Source organism: Microbacterium sp. CnD16-F, from assembly GCF_024124465.1.
Lineage (GTDB): Bacteria > Actinomycetota > Actinomycetes > Actinomycetales > Microbacteriaceae > Microbacterium > Microbacterium gawkjiense.
On the sequence record NZ_JAMXSA010000034.1, the window covers coordinates 15,411 to 31,917 of the forward strand.

The following is a 16,507-nucleotide window of genomic DNA, read 5'->3' on the forward strand; positions in this document are numbered from 1 at the left end:
CCCTTCCTCGTTCGGATCGTTGTCATGGTACTCCCGCGCGCGGGCGGGCTAACCTAATGCCATGGCGGACATCTTCGACGTGATCGCCGACGGGACCCGTCGGGACATCCTCCAGCTGCTCCGTGAACGAGGGGCGTCGGGGGAGAAGGGGACGAGCGTCTCGCAGATCGTCTCCGCCCTCGGGGTCAGCCAGCCGACGGTCTCGAAGCACCTGAAGGTACTGCGGGAGGCATCCCTCGTCTCCGTGCGCGAAGAGGGCCAGCACCGCTACTACAGCCTGTCGCCCGCGCCGCTGGACGCCGTGGACGACTGGCTGTTCCCGTTCTTCGCGGTCGACGAGGACGACGCGCCGGCGGCGCACGCCCTGCCGGACGGCGCAGCGCATGCCGCCGAGGTCGTGGGTCGCGCGGCCGCCGCGGCGAAGCATGCCGTGACGAGCGTGTTCAACAAACTGCCGGGCCGCTGACCCGCCTTCCGCCCCACGAGTCACACAGGTTTACACGCGTCTCATCCACCCCCTAATGTGGAGGGATTCACGGGGGCTGATAACCACAAAGGGGACACGATGTCGGACATCTCGGATGTGCGCTTTCTCACAGTCGCGGAGGTCGCCGACCTCATGCGCGTCTCGAAGATGACCGTCTATCGCCTCGTCCACTCGGGGGAACTCCCCGCCGTGCGCTTCGGTCGCAGCTACCGGGTGCCCGAAACCGCGGTCACAGCCGCTCTGCAACGTCCCATCGCCGACGTCGGCTAGACTGATCCGAGGCATTTTTCCGTCTTGCCGTTCCCGGACGCCGACACCGCGCGTCCAGACCCCGACTTAGTGAGGTTTACCGTGGGTTCAGTCATCAAGAAGCGCCGCAAGCGCATGGCGAAGAAGAAGCACCGCAAGCTGCTTCGCAAGACTCGCCACCAGCGCCGCAACAAGAAGTAAGCGGCATCGCACACAAGCGCCCCCGTCCGGTCCGCCGGACGTCGGGGCGCTTCGTGTTGCGTCCGCGGCGTGGATGAGCGGGGGAGAATGGATGCCGTGACCGCACTCACCCTCATCTCCAAACCCGACTGCCACCTCTGCGACGTCGCCCGCGAGATCGTCGACGCCGTCGTCGCCGAGCTCCCCGAGGGGCGGGTCGACGTCGAGGAGCTGTCGATCACCGAGGACCCGGCCCTCTACGCGACATGGTGGGAGAAGATCCCCGTGGTCCTCATCGACGGCGACCTGCACGCCCACTGGCGCGTGTCCGCCGACCGGCTGCGCGCCGCGCTCGTCGAGAAGGCCTCCGCATGATCCGCCACGTCGTGATCTGGAAGATGGCGGCCGCCGACGCGGACACCCGTGCCGAGCACGCCGCCGAGGTGGTGCGCGTGCTGCGGGGTCTCGAGACCGCCGTGCCCGTCATCCGCTCCCTCAGCGTGGGGACCAACGTCGCCGTCCCCGAGGCCAACGCCGACGTCTCGCTCGTGATGGACGTCGACGACCTCGACGCGCTCGAGGCGTACCAGACGCATCCCGCGCATCAGGAGGTCGCCGCGTACATCCGCGGCGTCGCCGGCGGACGCATGGCCGTCGACTTCGAGGTCTGAGAGCCTCAGCCGCGAGGCCGGACGGGCACCGGGACCGGCGCCACGGCGATGCGGACCCGTTCGCCGTACTCGAGTCGGTCGTCGGCGGGATGCTGCAGCCGCACCAGCGCGCCGTCGTCGGTGCGGACCAGGGTGCGGCGGATGCTGCCGAGGAACGTGCTCTCCTCGACGACGGCGCCGATGCCCTCGCCCGCGCCCACCAGGCGCACGTTCTCGGGGCGGATGAGCGCCTCGACGGGGCCGTCGGGAGCGTCGCCGAGGATCAGGACGGACGTGCCCCAGACCTCGACCGCTCGGGCCGCGGCGGTCCCCGGGACGGCGCTGGAGAGCCCGACGAACCCGGCGACCTCGGGGGTGGCGGGTCGGAGATACAGGTCCTCGGGGGTGCCGATCTGCGCGATGCGGCCCGCTGCCATGACGGCGATGCGGTCCGAGACCGCGAGCGCCTCCTCCTGGTCGTGCGTGACGAATACGGTCGTGATCCCGAGGCGCAGCTGGATGCGGCGGATCTCGTCGCGGAGCTGGACCCGCACCTTTGCGTCGAGCGCCGAGAGCGGCTCGTCGAGGAGGAGCACCCGCGGCTCGGTCACCAGGGCGCGAGCGAGGGCGACGCGCTGCTGCTGTCCGCCGGAGAGCTGGTGCGGGAAGCGGTCGGCGAGGTGGTCGAGGCCGACCAGCTCGAGCGCCTCGCCCGATCGGCGGCGCGCGGTGGCGGTGTCAACGCGCCGCCGGCGCAGCCCGAAGGCGACGTTGTCGACGACGCGCAGGTGCGGGAAGAGCGAGTACGCCTGGAACACCATCCCGATGTCGCGCTTGTTCGTCGGTGTCCGCGAGACGTCCGTTCCGCCGAAGGCGACGATCCCGCCGGTCGCGTCCTCCAGGCCGGCGATGACACGCAGGGCGGTGGTCTTGCCGCATCCGGACGGCCCCAGCAACGACACGAACTCGCCGGGAGCGACGTCCAGGTCGACGCCGTGCAGCACGCGGGTCGGGCCGTAGTCCTTCACGATGCCGCGCAGCTCGACCCGCGTCCCCTCGCTCGCGCCGGCGAGCAGGGTGTTGTCGGCGGTGAGGGGGAGGATCCGGGCGGTGGGGGTGGATTCGAGGGTCACGGGGTCTTCCTTCCGGTGCCGACGCGTCCCGCGCGGCCGATGACGAGGAGCAGGACGAAGGCGAACGCGAGGGCCAGCAGCGTGAAGATCGCGGAGGCCCAGGCATCCTGCTTGTTGATGACGACGAGCCCGGTCTGCAGCACCTGCCGGTTCAGCAGCGAGGCGATCGTGAACTCGCCGAGGACGACCGCGACGGAGATGAGGGATGCCGCGAGCAGCCCCTGGCGCAGGTTCGGCGCGACCACGCGCACCAGCACGGTGCCCCACCCCGCGCCGAGGGTGCGGGCGGCCTCGGTCAGCGTCGCGAGGTCGACGGCGTCGATCGCGGCCTGGATCGAGCGGTAGGCGAACGGCAGGACGAGCACCCCGTAGGCGAAGGCGAGGGTCCAGGCGCCCGTCCCGAAGGTGCGGCCGATCTGCAGGTAGATGGGGGCCAGGCCCACCACGAGGACGATCGCGGGGATCGTGATGGGAAGCAGGGCGAGGAACTCGAAAGCGCGGCGCAGGCGCGGGAACCGCAGGTTCACCAGCACCATCGTCGGCGCGAACACCAGAAGGACGATCGCCACCGTCACCGCCGCGAGGATGAGCGAGTTGACGAGGCCCGTCCACACCGGCCGGTACTTCGCCGAGAGCGCCGGGTCGAACAGGGCCGCCCAGCGGTCGAGGGTGAGCGAGCCGTCGGCGGCGGTCAGGGTGAACAGGGCCGTCGCGACGAACGGGACGGCGAAGACCGCCCCGACGAGGAGCCCGATCGCCCAGCGCGTCGCCGCCGACGGGGCGAGGGTCGCGCGGCTCACGACTGCCACCGGGCGGCGCGGCGCTGGATGAGGGTGTACGCGACCATGACGACGGCGACCACGACGATCATCCCCAGGGCGAGCGCACCGGCGAGGTTCTCGCGTCCGAGCACGGTCTCGCTCGTGAGGGCGGTACGGATCTGCAGCGGGACGATCTGCGACCCCTGGCTGGCGAGGGCGGCCGCCGTCGCGTACGACGAGAACGCGTTCGCGAACAGCAGCAGGAAGCTGGCGAGGAAGGACGGGGCGAGGACCGGCATCCCGATCCGCGGCCAGAAGCCGCGCCGGGTGCCGCCGAGGGTGAGGTGCGCCTCGAGCCACTGCGGTTTGAGCGCCGACAGCGCCGGCATGAAGGTGATGACCATGAGGGGCACCTGGAAGATGATGTAGGCCGGGATGAGCCCCGGCAGCGCGTAGATCCACGCCCCACCGGCGAAGATCTGCAGCCCGAAGAGGTCGCTGAGCAGGCGGGTCACGACGCCCTGGGTCCCGATGGTCGCGATCAGGACGAAGGCGAGCATCACGCCGCCGAACTGCGCGAGGACCCCGGATGCCGCATCCACCGTCGTCCGCACGATCCCGGTCTCGGGGAGCCCCAGCATCGCGAGGCAGACGAGGGCGCCGACCACCGCGCCGATCAGGGCGGTCAGGAGGGACACCCAGGTCGAGTTCGCGAAGGTGGCGAGGACGACCGGATCGACGAGCGCCGCGAGGTTGTCCCCCGTGGGGGCTCCCGACCCGTCGACGAACCCGGTCGCGAGGGCGAGGACGGTGGGCAGGACGAGGAAGGCCGCCAGGTAGACGGCGAACGGCATGAGGCCGACCCACGACCAGTCGATGCGGCGCCGCCCGCGAGGGGCCGGAGCGTGCTGCTCCGCCCCCTCGGGGGCGCCGTGCGGGACGCCCGTCGCCGGGAGCCCCGCCGGTGCCGTGGTGGTCACTGGACCGCGGCGGCCCAGTTCGCGCCCAGCAGCTCGCCCGCGGCGGTCGACTGCGCCTCGGTCGGCACGACGGTCTCGGCCGGGGCTTCGGGGAGCGCGGCGGCCAGGTCGGCGTCGATCGTGCCGGCATCCGTCATCGCCTCCATGCGGACCGGACGCGCCCCGCCCTTCAGCCACAGGTTCTGCACCTCGTCGCTGTAGAGGAACTCCTGCCAGAGCCGAGCGGCGGCCGGGTTCGGGGCGTCGACGTTGATGGCCTGGTTGTAGTACCCGGCGTAGCCGACACCGTCGAAGACCACCGTCTCCCAGGTGGGGACGTCGGCCTTGTGCGCGGCGTTGAGGTAGTCCCAGTCGAAGACGACGGGGGTCTCGCCGCTCGCGACCGTCGCGCTCGTGACGTCGAGCTTGAGCATGTTGCCGGCCTTGTTCAGTTCGCTGAAGAAGTCGATGCCGGGCTGGAAGTCGTCGAGCGTCCCGCCCGACTGCACGGCGGCCAGGCCCACGGCGGCGAAGGCCGCGCCCGCCTGCGTGGGGTCGCCGTTGATGGCGACCGAGCCGCGGAACCCGTCGCCGAGCAGGTCGTCGAGGTCGGCGGGCGCGTCGAAGGTCGCCGAGTCGTAGCCGACCGACATGTACCCGCCGTAGTCGCCCACGAACAGACCCGTCGGCTCCTTGAGCGCGTCGGGGATCTCGTCCCACGTCTGCACCTTGTAGGGGGCGAAGCGGTCGGTGTTCTGCAGGGCGACGGTGAGGCCCAGGTCGAAGACGTCTGGAGCGGTGTCGAGGCCCTCGTTCGTCTCGGCGGCGGTGATCTCCTCGGCGCTCGAGATGTCGGGCGACTGCTCGTTGATCGTGATCTCGGGGTAGCGCTCGGCGAAGAGGTCGAGGATCTCGCCGTAGTTGGCCCAGTCGCGGGGGAGCGCGATGACGTTCAGGTTGCCCTCGGCCTTGGCCGCGGCCTCCAGGTCGGCGAACGAGCCGAAGTCGGTGACGCTCGTCGCGGTGGCGGCCACCGACGTCTCGCCGGCGGCGTTCTCGGCGTCGGGGCTGCCGGCGCAGGCCGCCAGTGACAGCGCGGCGATGGTGGTGAGGCCGACGGCGACGGACGCGCGGCGCGGGAAGGGACGGGACATGCGGTTCCTCTCGGGTGATCCTGCGCGCGCTGATGAGCGCGGCGCACGGGGGGACGAGGGGAAGTTACGACCGCCGGATGGATGGCGGGCCCACGGCGGGTGAACGGGCGGTGACGCCCGAGCAACGGATGTCCGCTCAGCGCTCCGCGTCGGACTCACGGACGGTCTGGATCGCGTTCGTGAAGGTCGATGCGCGGCGCTCGGCCTCGACGCTGCCCGTGAAAAGACCGTCGTGGGGGCGTGCCGCGGGGTCGTCGGCCGGTGCCGCACCGGCGGTATCCGTCATCCGCACCCGCTGCACGGGCACGGCGTCGGGCAGGGTGCGCTGCACCCAGGTGACCATCGCCTCGCGGACCAGGCAGCGCAGGTCGAAGAGCGTCGGAGCGTCTTTCGCCGTCACGAGGATGCGGACGCGCACGTAGCCGGCGACCGCGTCGGTCACCTGCAGCACGGCCGTGCGCCCGTCCCAGAGCTCGGTCGCCCCCACGACGTCGTGCAGGTGCTCCCGCATCCGGTCGGGGGAGACGTTCCAGTCGAGGTCCATCTCGACGGCGCCGAGGAGCTCCGAGCCCCTCCGGGTCCAGTTCTCGAACGGGGTCGTCGTGAAGTAGGTGCACGGCAGGACGAGGCGGCGGTCGTCCCACAGATCGAGCACGACGTAGCTGAGGGTGATCTCGCCCACGCGCCCCCACTCGCCGTCGGCGACGACGACGTCGTCGACACGCAGCGCATCGCTGAAGACGATCTGCAGCCCCGCGAAGACGTTCGCGAGGACGGACTGTGCGGCGAGGCCCGCGACGATCGACGCGATCCCTGCCGACGCGAGCACACTCGCCCCGATCGCCCGGACCGCGTCGAAGGTCAGAAGGACCGCCCCGATGCCCATGATGACGATGATCGCGATGGCGAGGCGTCGCACGACGAGGGTCTGGGTGCGGATGCGGCGGGCCACCCGGTTGTCGGGCACATCGATGCGGTAGCGGCCGAGCGCGACGTCGGTGGCGACCACGACGAGCGAGGCCAGCAGCCACGCGCTCGCCGCGATGATGAGGATCGTGAGGAGCTGATCCAGGATGCCGCGCCACGTGTCATCGGGGAACGCCGCACGCACGGCGGCCCAGAGGGCGACGACGAGCAGCAGCATCCGGAACGGTGCCCGGGACTGCCGGCTCAGGACCCCCGCCCACCGGCGACGGCGCGCGACGATCGCCAGCACGATCGTCGCGACGACGGCGACGACGATCCCGACCGCGATCCCGACGAGGGTCGCGATCGCGAAGTCCATCCATCCATCCCACATGCAGCTGATCCTTCCATCGGGGAATCAGCCACGATACGACGAGCGCCCGGCCGAAGCCGAGCGCTTGCCGAACGTGCGGGTCTCGCCTTACGGCGCCAGACGGGTGGGTCCGCGGAAGAGGTAGGTGACCTCGCGGATCGAGTCCTGCCCGAGCAGCAGCATGAGGACACGGGCCAGGCCCATGCCGAAGCCGCCGTGGGGCGGGGCGCCGAAGCGGAAGAAGTCGAGGTAGAAGTCGAGGTGCTCGGGGTCGAGACCCTTCTCCTTCGCCTGCTCGATGAGGACGTCGACGCGGTGCTCGCGCTGCGCGCCGGTCGTGATCTCGACGCCGTTGAAGAGCAGGTCGTACGACTTCGTCAGCCCGGTCTCGTCGTCGCGCATGTGGTAGAACGCGCGGATCTCGGGGTGGTAGTCGGTGATGAACACGAACTGGTGACCGTAGGTCTCCTGCACGTGCGCGGCGATCTGACGCTCGCCCTCGGGGTCGAGGTCGCCGTCGGTGCGGGGGATCTCGTAGCCGCGGGCGGCGACGATCTCGCGCGCCTCGGCGAGCGGGATGCGGGGGAACGGCAGCTCGGGGACGACCACGTCGATGTCGAAGAGCGCCTTGATCTCGTCGCCGTGCTTCTCGGCGACGGCGCGGATCGCGGTCTGCAGGAGCTCCTCCTGCATGCGGGCGACGTCCTCGTGCGAGTCGATCCAGCTGATCTCGGCGTCGATCGAGGTGAACTCGGTCGCGTGGCGCGAGGTGAAGGAGGGGTCGGCGCGGAACGCGGGGGCGATCTCGAAGATCTTGCCGAAGCCGGCGACCTGGGCCATCTGCTTGAAGAACTGCGGGCTCTGCGCGAGGTAGGCCGTCTTCTCTTCGAAGTAGGGAACCTCGAACAGCTCGGCGTTGGACTCCGAGGGCGACGCCATGAGCTTGGGGGAGTGAACCTCGATGTAGTCGCGCTCGATCCAGTACGAGCGCATCGCGTGCTCGAGGGTCGTCTGCACCCGGAACACCAGGTTGTTGCGGCGCTGGCGCAGGTCGATGAAGCGCCAGTCCATGCGCTTGTCGAGACCTGAGTCGGCCGCGATCGGCGTCTCGGGGAGGGCGGCGGCCGCGATCTCGAGTCCGCTGATCTTGATCTCGACACCGCCGAGCTTGACCCGCTCGTCGTGCTTGAGCTCGCCCGTCGCGGTCAGGAAGGTGCCGGTTGACAGGTTCGAGATCAGGTCGGTGAGCGCCAGGGCCGCGGCATCCTGCTCCGTGCCGTCCTCGGCCGGACGGGTCGCGGGGTTCACGAGCTGCACCGCGCCGGTTTCGTCGCGGAGGATGACGAACTGCACCTTCTTCTGATCACGGACGGTCTCGACCCATCCGGAGACCGAGACGGGACCGTCTTCACGGGACTGCAGCTGCTGGACGAGGGTGCGTTCACTCACGAGGGACGAGTCTACGCGGCACCCAGCCGGCGCCCATGCCCGCCCGCCTAGGCTGGAGCACCACAGGGGGCCCGGCCGGGCATCCGATCACCGAACGCGAGAGAGCACCCGATGACCGACATGTTCCACGCCGCGTCCGGCTCCGGCTCCGGCGGCGGCTCCTGGCTCTCCGCGCTGGCCGACTGGCTCGTGACGCTGATGGAGACGATCGGTCCGATCGGCGCGGCGATCGCGGTCGGTCTCGAGAGCCTGTTCCCGCCGATCCCGAGCGAAGCGGTGCTGCCGGTCGCCGGTCTCGCCGCGTCGCGCGGCTCGTTCACCCTCGCCGAGGCGATCGGCTGGACAACGTTCGGGTCGGTCGCCGGCGCCTACCTCCTGTATGGGCTCGGCCGCGTGCTCGGCGCCGAGCGCCTCACGCGCGTCGCCGAGAAGATGCCGCTCATGAAGGGCGAGGACGTCACGAAGACGGTCGCCTGGTTCGACCGTCATGGGTCCGCGGCCGTCTTCTTCGGCCGGATGGTGCCCCTCTTCCGCAGCCTCATCTCGATCCCGGCGGGCGTCTCGAAGATGCCCTGGTGGAAGTTCGGCCTCCTCACCGCGGCGGGCAGCCTCATCTGGAACTCGATCTTCGTGCTCGCAGGCTTCTTCCTCGGCGAGAACTGGCACATCGTCGAGCAGTACGCGGGGGTGTTCCAGAACATCGTCATCGTCATCGTCGTCCTGCTGGTGGCGTGGTTCCTGTTCGTCCGCATCCGCGCCGCCGTGCGCGACCGGCACTCAGGCCCCGCATAGGAGGGCCGCACGTATACTGGGGGGGTGCGCGCCGCCCGCCTTCATCTCGTGCGCCACGGGGAGGTCCATAACCCCGAGCGCGTGCTGTACGGACGCCTCCCGGGTTTCCATCTGAGCGACGACGGCCGCGACATGGCACGCTCCGCCGCCGAGCACCTCAAGGCGCAGGGGCGACCGGTCACGTCGCTCGTGTCCTCGCCCCTCGAACGGACACGCGAGTCCGCGGCGCCGATCGCGGAGCTGTTCGGCCTCACGCCCGTCATCGACGCCCGCGTCCTCGAGCCGACGAACGTCTTCGAGGGCAAGCGGATGCAGCGTGCCCTGCGCAACCCGCTCAACTGGTGGCACCTGCGCACCCCCGCCCTCCCCAGCTGGGGCGAGGCCTACCTCGACGTGGTCGAGCGCATGCAGGCCGCGATGCGCGACGCGTGGAACCGGACCCCGTCGGGCGACGCCGTCATCGTCTCGCACCAGCTGCCGATCTGGATCACGCACCTCTCGGTCGCGGGCCTGCCGCTGCGGCACGACCCGCGCCGACGCCGGTGCGACCTGTCGAGCATCACGAGCTTCGAGCTCGCGGGCGACGTGTGGCGCGAGGTCGACTACGTCGAGCCCGCCCCGACCGCCGGCGCCGTGGACGTGGGGGCCGTATGAGGCGCCGCATCCTCGCCGCCGTCGCGGCGATCGCGCTCACCACCGGCCTGGCCGCCTGCTCGGGGCAGAACGACGACCTCGCGAACCTCTACCGCGAAGGCAACACGCAGGGTTTCATCTCCAGCGACGGGCGGGTCGAGACGATCCCCGCCGACAAGCGCGGCGAGGCGCTCTCGTTCTCGGGGACCGCCGTCGACGGGTCGACGATCTCGAGCGACGACTTCGCGGGCGACGTCGTCGTGCTGAACTTCTGGTACGCCGCCTGCGGCCCCTGCCGCGTCGAGGCGCCCGTCCTCGAGGAGACGTTCCAGGACACGAAGGCCGACGGCGCCCAGTTCCTCGGCGTCAACATCTACGACGGCCCCGAGCAGGCCACCTCGTTCGACGAGACCTACGGCATCACCTACCCGTCGATCCTCGCCCGCGGCGACGTCGACCTGAAGCTCGCGTTCGCCGAGTGGACCTCGCTGCAGGCGGCGCCGACGACCCTCGTCGTCGACCGCGAGGGGCGGGTGGCCGCGCGCGTGTTCGGCGAGCTGCCGGATGCCACGACCCTCCGCGACCTCGTCGAGGACACCCTGGCGGAGACGCCGTGAACCCCGGCGCGGTCGTCGCTGACGGGGCGCTCTGGATCGCGATCCTGATCGCCGCGCTCGCCGGTCTGGTCTCGTTCCTCTCGCCCTGCGTCCTCCCGCTCGTCCCCGGCTATCTCGGCTTCCTCGGCGGCGCGATGACCCCGAAGGAGGGACGACGGATGCCGGTGGCCCGGGCCGCGGCATCCGGCACCGGCGTCGCCACGGCGACCGCGGCACCCGCCCGCCCCGCCATCGGACGTGGCCGACTCGTCGTCGGCGTGCTGCTGTTCATCGCCGGGTTCACCGTCGTGTTCCTGTCGATGGGAGTGTTCGCGGGAAGCCTCGGACGCCTCTTCCTGCAGTACGAAGAGGTCATCACGCGGGTGCTCGGCGCCGTGGTGATCGTCATGGGCCTGATCTTCGTCGGGGTGCTCGGGCTCGCCCAGCGCACCTACCGTCCGCCGCTCACGCAGAACCTCGGACTCGTCGGGGCGCCGTTGCTCGGGGTCGCGATGGGCGTCGGCTGGGCGCCGTGCATCGGGCCGACCCTCGCGACGATCCTGAGCATGGCCTACAGCCAGGCCGATCCGACGCGCGCGGGTCTGCTCGCCGTCGCCTACTCGCTGGGCCTCGGCATCCCCTTCGTCCTGCTCGCCCTCGGTGCGTCGTGGGCGACGCGGTCGGTCGCGTTCATCCGCCGCCACATCCGCGTCGTCAACATCATCGGCGGTGCGATGCTCGTCCTCCTCGGCCTCCTCATGGTGACGGGGATCTGGACGACCCTGATGGCCTCGTTCCAGGGGGTGGTGGCCGGTGTCCCGACGTTCCTCTGACCCGCGCGCCGACGTCGTCGACGGCCCGCTCCGACCGGGCGACCACCTCGACCGCACCGAGGACCGCCTCGACCCCGCCGTGCGCGGGCGTGAGGAGTCCGACGGCATCACCCAGCCCGCGCTGGGTTTCGTCGGGTGGCTCCGGTGGGGCTGGCGTCAACTGACGAGCATGCGGACGGCCCTCGTCCTCCTGCTGCTGCTCGCGATCGCCGCAATCCCCGGATCGCTCGTGCCCCAGCGCAGCGCCGACCCGAACGGCGTCACGCAGTGGCGCGCCACGAACCCCGATCTGTACCCGACGTTCGACGCGCTGCAGCTGTTCGACGTGTACATTTCGGTGTGGTTCTCGGCGATCTACATCCTGCTGTTCATCTCGCTGATCGGATGCGTCCTCCCGCGCACGAAGCACCACTGGAAGGCGCTGCGGGCCCGCCCGCCGCGGACCCCCGTGCGGCTCTCGCGGCTCGCCGACCACAGCGAGACGACGGTCGCGGTGCCCGAGGGAAAGGATGCCGCGGGGCACGCCGCGCACGCCGTCGACCTCGCCGAGGCGCAGCTGCGCTCGGCCCGCTACCGCGTCGAGCGCTACGACCGGAACGGCGTCGCCTCGGTCTCGGCCGAGCGCGGCTACCTGCGCGAGACGGGCAACCTGATCTTCCACGGCGCCCTCGTCGGCGTGCTCCTGTCCGTCGGCATCGGCGGCGGCTTCACCTACATGGGGCAGACCGTGATCACCGAGGGCGACGGCTTTGTCAACTCGCTCGGCCTCGGCTACACGTCGTTCAACCCCGGCCGGTTCGTCGACACCGAGGCGCTGACGCCGTACTCGATCACCCTCGATCGGTTCGACGTGACCTACGCGCCCGGCTCGGGGCAGGCGGGCGACTTCGCCGCCCACGTCACGACCCGCTTCCCGGGTCAGGACCCCGAAGACCAGGTGATCGAGGTGAACCACCCGATCACGATGGCTGGCGACCGGGTCTACCTCATGGGCAACGGCTACGCGCCGACGATCACGGTGCGCAACGGCGCCGGCGACGTCGTGTTCAGCGAGTCGGTCCCGTTCCTGCCGCAGAGCGCGACGATGACCTCGCAGGGCGTCGTGAAGATCCCCGACACGGGCGGCGAGCAGCTCGGCATGGTCGGCTTCTTCTACCCGACGGTCGCCGAGCTCGACACCGGTGCGCTGACGTCGGCGTACGGCGACCTCCTCGACCCGCGGCTGACCTTCTTCGTGTACGAGGGTGACCTCGGCATCGACGACGGCACGCCGCGCTCGGTGTACGCGCTCGACACCGACGGCATGACCGAGATCGCGGGCCGCAACGCCGACGCCCCCTCGCTCGAGCTCTCACCCGGGCAGACGATCGACCTGCCCGGCGGCCGCGGCACGGTGACCTTCGAGGATGAGCGCAGCGCCGGCGCACCCGAGTCGGTCAAGCGGTACGTCTCGCTGTCGATCCACAACGACTCGAGCGCCACGTGGGTGCTCGTGTTCGCGATCCTCGCCATGCTCGGGCTGTTCACGGCGCTGTTCGTGCCGCGCCGCCGGATGTGGGTGAAGGCGACCCCGGTCGGCGACGACGAGGTGCGCATCGAGTACGCGGGCTTGGCCCGCGGCGAGGACCCGGCCATCGCCGTCGCGGTCGCCGACCTCGCCCGCCGCCACGGCACCGCGTTGGGTGAGCAACCGGCATCCGCCTCGGTCAGCCCGGCGAACGTAGACTGAAACCACCCATCTCCTCTGGAGGACCCCATGTCGTTCGATGACATCTCCGTCCTGCTGTTGTGGACCGCGATCGCGATCTACACGCTCGGCTTCCTCGCCTTCACCGTCGACCTCGCGCGCCGGTCCGAGCTCGCGATCGCCGCCCAGGACGCCAAGGCCAAGACGCAGGCGCGCACGCTCGTCGCCGCCGGCGGCGGGCAGACGATCGACGAGATCCGCGCGGAGGAGGCCGCCGCGAAGATCGCGCTCGAGGCCGCGCCGTCGCAGCGCGGACGCTACCTGTTCGCGCGACTGGGTGTCGTGCTCACCACGATCGCGTGGCTGTTCCACCTCGGCGCCGACGTGACGCGCGGCATCGCGGCGGGCCGGGTGCCGTGGTCGAACAACTACGAGTTCGCCCTTACCGGCACGCTCCTCGTCGTCGCCGTCTTCCTCACGGTGCTCGTCAGGTACGACCTGCGCTTCCTCGGCGCGTTCATCAACGGCCTCATCGTCGTCCTCCTCGGCGGCGCCGCCCTCGCGTACTACGTCGAGGTCGTGCCGCTGTCCGACCCGCTCAAGAGCGTCTGGCTCGTCATCCACGTCTTCGTCGCGTCGCTGGCGTCGGCGTTCTTCGCGATCGCGTTCGCGCTCTCGGTCGTGCAGTTGCTGCAGTCGCGCCGCGAGCGCCTCGCGCTGGCCGCGGTGGGGTCGGATGCCGCGCCCCGCACCCGCCTGCCGTTCCTGCGCACCCTGCCGAGCGCCGACGTCCTCGAATCCCTCGCCTACCGCTTCGCGATCATCGGGTTCGTGCTCTGGACCTTCACCCTCATCGCCGGCGCCATCTGGGCCAATGACGCGTGGGGCCGCTACTGGGGCTTCGACACGAAGGAGGTCTGGACCTTCGTGATCTGGGTCGTCTACGCCGGGTACATCCACGCCCGCGCGACGCGCGGCTGGCGCGGCACCCGGTCGGCGTGGCTGTCGATCGTGGGCTTCACGTCGGTGCTGTTCAACTTCACGATCGTGAACCAGTTCTTCAAGGGCTTGCACTCCTACAGCGGCCTGTCCAGCTGAGCCTCGTGACGCAGATCCCCGCCACCGTCGTGACCTACCCCGACGGGGACGTCACCGGAACGGCGACCGTCGTGCACGCGGTGCTACTCGCCGACGGGCGGACGGGCATCGTCCTCGATCGCACTCCGTTCCACCCCGTCGACACCGCCTGGCCCGATCAGCCCGCCGACGTCGGCGTGCTGCGAAGCTCGTCCGACGAGTTCCCCGTCGTCACCGCCCTGACCGGGGGAGTCCGCGAGGGCGACCTCGTCATCGGTTCGGACCTCCCGGTGCGCATGGGCGCCGAGGGCTGGACGTTCGTCGTCGTCCACGTCGTCGACGCGCCTGCCCCCGCCGTTGGCGAGAGCGTAGAGGCGTACGTCGATCCCGAGCTGCGCGCTGCGCTGTCCGCCGGGCACACCGCCTGCCACCTGGCATCCCTCGCCCTCGACGCCGCCCTCGCGGATGCGTGGACGAAGGAGGTTCCGACGGATGCCGCGGGTCACCCCGCGTTCGACATGCTCGCGATCCAGACGTCCCGCATCACGGCGTACGGCTCGACCGACGTCTACCGCATCGGCAAGTCGCTGCGCCGGAAGGGCTTCGACCCCGCTGCGCTCGACGACCTGCGCGCCGTCGAGGAGCGCGCGAACGCGACGCTCGCCGGCTGGGCCGAGACGCCCGGAGCCATCGGCGTCCATCGCGAGGATCGCACCCTCGCCGGTCGGCGCACGTGGCGCTGCGAGCTGCCCGAAGGTGCCGTCGAGCTGCCGTGCGGCGGCACGCACCTGACCTCGCTCGCCGAGGTCGAGGCCATCACGGTCGCCCTGGCCTCGGCCGAGGTCCCCGGTGGCGTCGAGCTGACGATGACCACCGGCATCCGCCTCGCCCACTGACCCGCGCGGTCGTCCCGCGCCCCGCGCCCGCGCCCGCGCCCCGCGCCCGCGCTCCGCGCGCTCGAGCCGGCCTGTGCGCCGAATCACCACTCGAGCGCCGAATCACCACCGGCCTGCCCGCAATCCGGTGGTGATTCGGCAGCCGGTTGGTGATTCGGCGGATGTGAGCGAGGAGGCTCGCAGTCGCAGTGGCAGTGGCAGTGGCAGGCGCGCGGGCCGGCGGCGCCGCTCAGGCGGGCTGGGCGAGCACCGCGCGGGCGGACGTGGAGCGGTGCCGCGTGACGGCCAGCACGCTCGCGGCGATCGCGAGCACCGTCCAGACGACGAGGGCGATCGCGGCGGGGGCGCCGCCCCCGGCATCCGTCAATGCGGCCAGCATCGCCGTGTAGGCGGGCGCCGTCGGCAGGAGCCCGGCCACGTCGAGGAGCGTGCCCGGAACGGTGGAGACGATGCCCGTTGCAACCGCAAGGACACCCACGAGCACCGAGACCCAGCGCCCGATGCCGCCGAGGAGGGCGACCAGCGCGTGGTTCACCGCGGCGAACGCGACACCGGCGAGCACGCACATCGCCGCGAACAGCGCCCACGCGCCGAGCTCGTACCCGGCGGCGAGCTGGACGACACCCGCGACGAGCAGGCCCTGCAGCGCGCCGACCGCGGCGCCCGGAGCGAGCGCGCGGAGCGCCAGGGCCGCGGACGACCGCCGCGACGAGAGCGCCGTGCGCGGGATCGCCTGCAGCACGACGAAGGACGCGAGGCCGCCGAACCAGAGGGCGAGCGTCGCGAGGAGCGGGACGGCCGAGGCCCCGAACAGCGACGTGCCGGTGCCGTCGGCGACGACGGGCTCGGCCACGACCGCGGCGAGGTCCTTCGCCTGCGCATCGGTGTACGAGGGCACACCGTCGACTGCCTGGTCGAGGCCGCCGGCGAGGTCACCGGTGCCGTCGGCGAGCTTGCCGACGCCGGTCGACAGCTCGCCGGCCCCGGTCGCCAGCGCGCCGACGCCGTCGGCGAGCTGGTCCGTTCCGTCGGCGGCGGTCCCCGCGCCGCTGGCGAGGGCCTGAGCCCCGGTCGACAGCTGCCCCGCGCCCGAAGCGAGCTGGTCTGCGCCGCCCGCCAGCTGGTCGGCGCCGCCCGCGAGCTGGCGCACACCCGTCGCGGCTTGCCCTGCCCCGTCGGCGAGCCCGGCGGCTCCGGTGGACAGTTGGCCCGCCCCGCCGGCGAGCTGATCGGCGCCGTCGGCGAGCTGCCCCATCCCGGTCGCGAGCTGCTGGGCCGCGGCGGCGGAGGTCTGCAGCCCCTGCGTCAGGCTCGGTCCGAAGTTCGCGAGGGTGCCGATGTCCTTCGCGAGCTGCTCCGCGTCGCCGACGGTGGCCTGCAGGCCGGGGAGCGCCGTCGTCGCCTGGGCCGCGGCATCCGTCAACGAATCGCACAGCTCGGCCCCCGCCACCGCGGGATCGCAGGCCTCGGCGGCGGCCGAGATCGCCTCGACGGCGGCCCTGACCGCCTCGCGGTTCTGCGCGCCGTCGGCGGTGAGCGCCTTGATCCCGTCGACGATGCCGCTCGGGACCGCGGGGATGGCCGCGGTCTGCTCGGCCGCCTTCGTGAGCCCGTCGGCGAGTTCCTGCGTGCCGGAGGCGATCGGCCGCGCACCGGCGGCCCACTCGTCCAGGCCCGTCGAGGTCTTCGCCG

General features: G+C 71.4%; 18 protein-coding genes and 1 pseudogene. 12 read left to right on the forward strand and 7 right to left on the reverse strand.

Annotated features, from left to right (window positions below; all coding sequences use genetic code 11):
- Positions 1 to 61: 61 nt before the first annotated feature.
- The 5 genes from NH287_RS10095 to NH287_RS10115 all read left to right on the forward strand — a co-directional run bounded on the left by NH287_RS10095 (position 62) and on the right by NH287_RS10115 (position 1,587).
- Positions 62 to 466 (forward strand): helix-turn-helix transcriptional regulator, encoded by a 405-nt coding sequence (locus NH287_RS10095; RefSeq protein ID WP_217530622.1) that lies wholly within the window; start codon positions 62 to 64, stop codon positions 464 to 466.
- A 99-nt stretch (positions 467 to 565) separates the two neighbouring features.
- Complete coding sequence (locus NH287_RS10100; protein WP_018186843.1) at positions 566 to 757, forward strand: helix-turn-helix domain-containing protein; 192 nt, start codon at positions 566 to 568, stop codon at positions 755 to 757.
- A gap of 81 nt (positions 758 to 838) precedes the next feature.
- Positions 839 to 937 (forward strand): 30S ribosomal protein bS22, encoded by a 99-nt coding sequence (locus tag NH287_RS10105; RefSeq protein WP_003792170.1) that lies wholly within the window; start codon positions 839 to 841, stop codon positions 935 to 937.
- A 96-nt stretch (positions 938 to 1,033) separates the two neighbouring features.
- On the forward strand, positions 1,034 to 1,291 hold the full coding sequence (locus NH287_RS10110; protein ID WP_197471660.1) for a glutaredoxin family protein: 258 nt from the start codon (positions 1,034 to 1,036) through the stop codon (positions 1,289 to 1,291).
- Positions 1,288 to 1,587 carry a Dabb family protein gene (locus NH287_RS10115; protein ID WP_253035501.1) on the forward strand — a complete coding sequence of 100 codons (300 nt, stop codon included), beginning with the start codon at positions 1,288 to 1,290 and terminating at the stop codon, positions 1,585 to 1,587. The genes NH287_RS10110 and NH287_RS10115 overlap by 4 nt, the downstream gene beginning before the upstream one ends.
- Positions 1,588 to 1,592: 5 nt before the next feature.
- On the opposite strand, the gene NH287_RS10120 is transcribed toward NH287_RS10115, so the two are convergent.
- The 6 genes from NH287_RS10120 to aspS form a co-directional block, all read right to left on the reverse strand.
- Positions 1,593 to 2,699, reverse strand: coding sequence for an ABC transporter ATP-binding protein (locus NH287_RS10120; protein ID WP_253035502.1), 1,107 nt, complete (start codon positions 2,697 to 2,699; stop codon positions 1,593 to 1,595).
- Complete coding sequence (locus NH287_RS10125) at positions 2,696 to 3,499, reverse strand: ABC transporter permease subunit (RefSeq protein WP_253035503.1); 804 nt, start codon at positions 3,497 to 3,499, stop codon at positions 2,696 to 2,698. The genes NH287_RS10120 and NH287_RS10125 overlap by 4 nt, the downstream gene beginning before the upstream one ends.
- A complete protein-coding gene (locus tag NH287_RS10130; protein WP_374209378.1) occupies positions 3,496 to 4,458 on the reverse strand; it encodes an ABC transporter permease in 963 nt (320 codons plus the stop codon). Before NH287_RS10130 ends, NH287_RS10125 begins: the two co-directional genes overlap by 4 nt.
- On the reverse strand, positions 4,437 to 5,573 hold the full coding sequence (locus NH287_RS10135) for an ABC transporter substrate-binding protein (protein WP_253035504.1): 1,137 nt from the start codon (positions 5,571 to 5,573) through the stop codon (positions 4,437 to 4,439). Before NH287_RS10135 ends, NH287_RS10130 begins: the two co-directional genes overlap by 22 nt.
- A 136-nt stretch (positions 5,574 to 5,709) precedes the next feature.
- Positions 5,710 to 6,873, reverse strand: a complete 1,164-nt coding sequence (locus NH287_RS10140) for a mechanosensitive ion channel family protein (RefSeq protein ID WP_253035505.1) — start codon at positions 6,871 to 6,873, stop codon at positions 5,710 to 5,712.
- An 87-nt stretch (positions 6,874 to 6,960) separates the two neighbouring features.
- Positions 6,961 to 8,301, reverse strand: coding sequence for an aspartate--tRNA(Asn) ligase (gene aspS / locus NH287_RS10145; RefSeq protein ID WP_253035506.1), 1,341 nt, complete (start codon positions 8,299 to 8,301; stop codon positions 6,961 to 6,963).
- A 111-nt stretch (positions 8,302 to 8,412) separates the two neighbouring features.
- Between aspS and NH287_RS10150 the strand changes: the two genes are divergently transcribed.
- The 7 genes from NH287_RS10150 to NH287_RS10180 are packed head-to-tail and all read left to right on the forward strand — an operon-like array spanning position 8,413 to position 14,815.
- Complete coding sequence (locus tag NH287_RS10150; protein WP_253035507.1) at positions 8,413 to 9,093, forward strand: DedA family protein; 681 nt, start codon at positions 8,413 to 8,415, stop codon at positions 9,091 to 9,093.
- A gap of 24 nt (positions 9,094 to 9,117) precedes the next feature.
- Positions 9,118 to 9,747 (forward strand): histidine phosphatase family protein, encoded by a 630-nt coding sequence (locus NH287_RS10155; RefSeq protein WP_253035508.1) that lies wholly within the window; start codon positions 9,118 to 9,120, stop codon positions 9,745 to 9,747.
- Positions 9,744 to 10,343, forward strand: coding sequence for a TlpA disulfide reductase family protein (locus NH287_RS10160; RefSeq protein ID WP_253035509.1), 600 nt, complete (start codon positions 9,744 to 9,746; stop codon positions 10,341 to 10,343). Before NH287_RS10155 ends, NH287_RS10160 begins: the two co-directional genes overlap by 4 nt.
- Complete coding sequence (locus NH287_RS10165; protein WP_253035510.1) at positions 10,340 to 11,155, forward strand: cytochrome c biogenesis protein CcdA; 816 nt, start codon at positions 10,340 to 10,342, stop codon at positions 11,153 to 11,155. Before NH287_RS10160 ends, NH287_RS10165 begins: the two co-directional genes overlap by 4 nt.
- A complete protein-coding gene (locus NH287_RS10170; RefSeq protein ID WP_253035511.1) occupies positions 11,136 to 12,884 on the forward strand; it encodes a cytochrome c biogenesis protein ResB in 1,749 nt (582 codons plus the stop codon). Before NH287_RS10165 ends, NH287_RS10170 begins: the two co-directional genes overlap by 20 nt.
- Positions 12,885 to 12,911: 27 nt before the next feature.
- A complete protein-coding gene (gene ccsB / locus NH287_RS10175) occupies positions 12,912 to 13,940 on the forward strand; it encodes a c-type cytochrome biogenesis protein CcsB (RefSeq protein WP_253035512.1) in 1,029 nt (342 codons plus the stop codon).
- A gap of 5 nt (positions 13,941 to 13,945) precedes the next feature.
- Positions 13,946 to 14,815, forward strand: coding sequence for a metal-dependent hydrolase (locus tag NH287_RS10180; RefSeq protein WP_253035513.1), 870 nt, complete (start codon positions 13,946 to 13,948; stop codon positions 14,813 to 14,815).
- A gap of 229 nt (positions 14,816 to 15,044) precedes the next feature.
- Here the strand turns inward: NH287_RS10180 and NH287_RS10185 are convergent.
- Positions 15,045 to 16,507, reverse strand: a pseudogene (locus NH287_RS10185) (hypothetical protein); the annotation flags it as partial.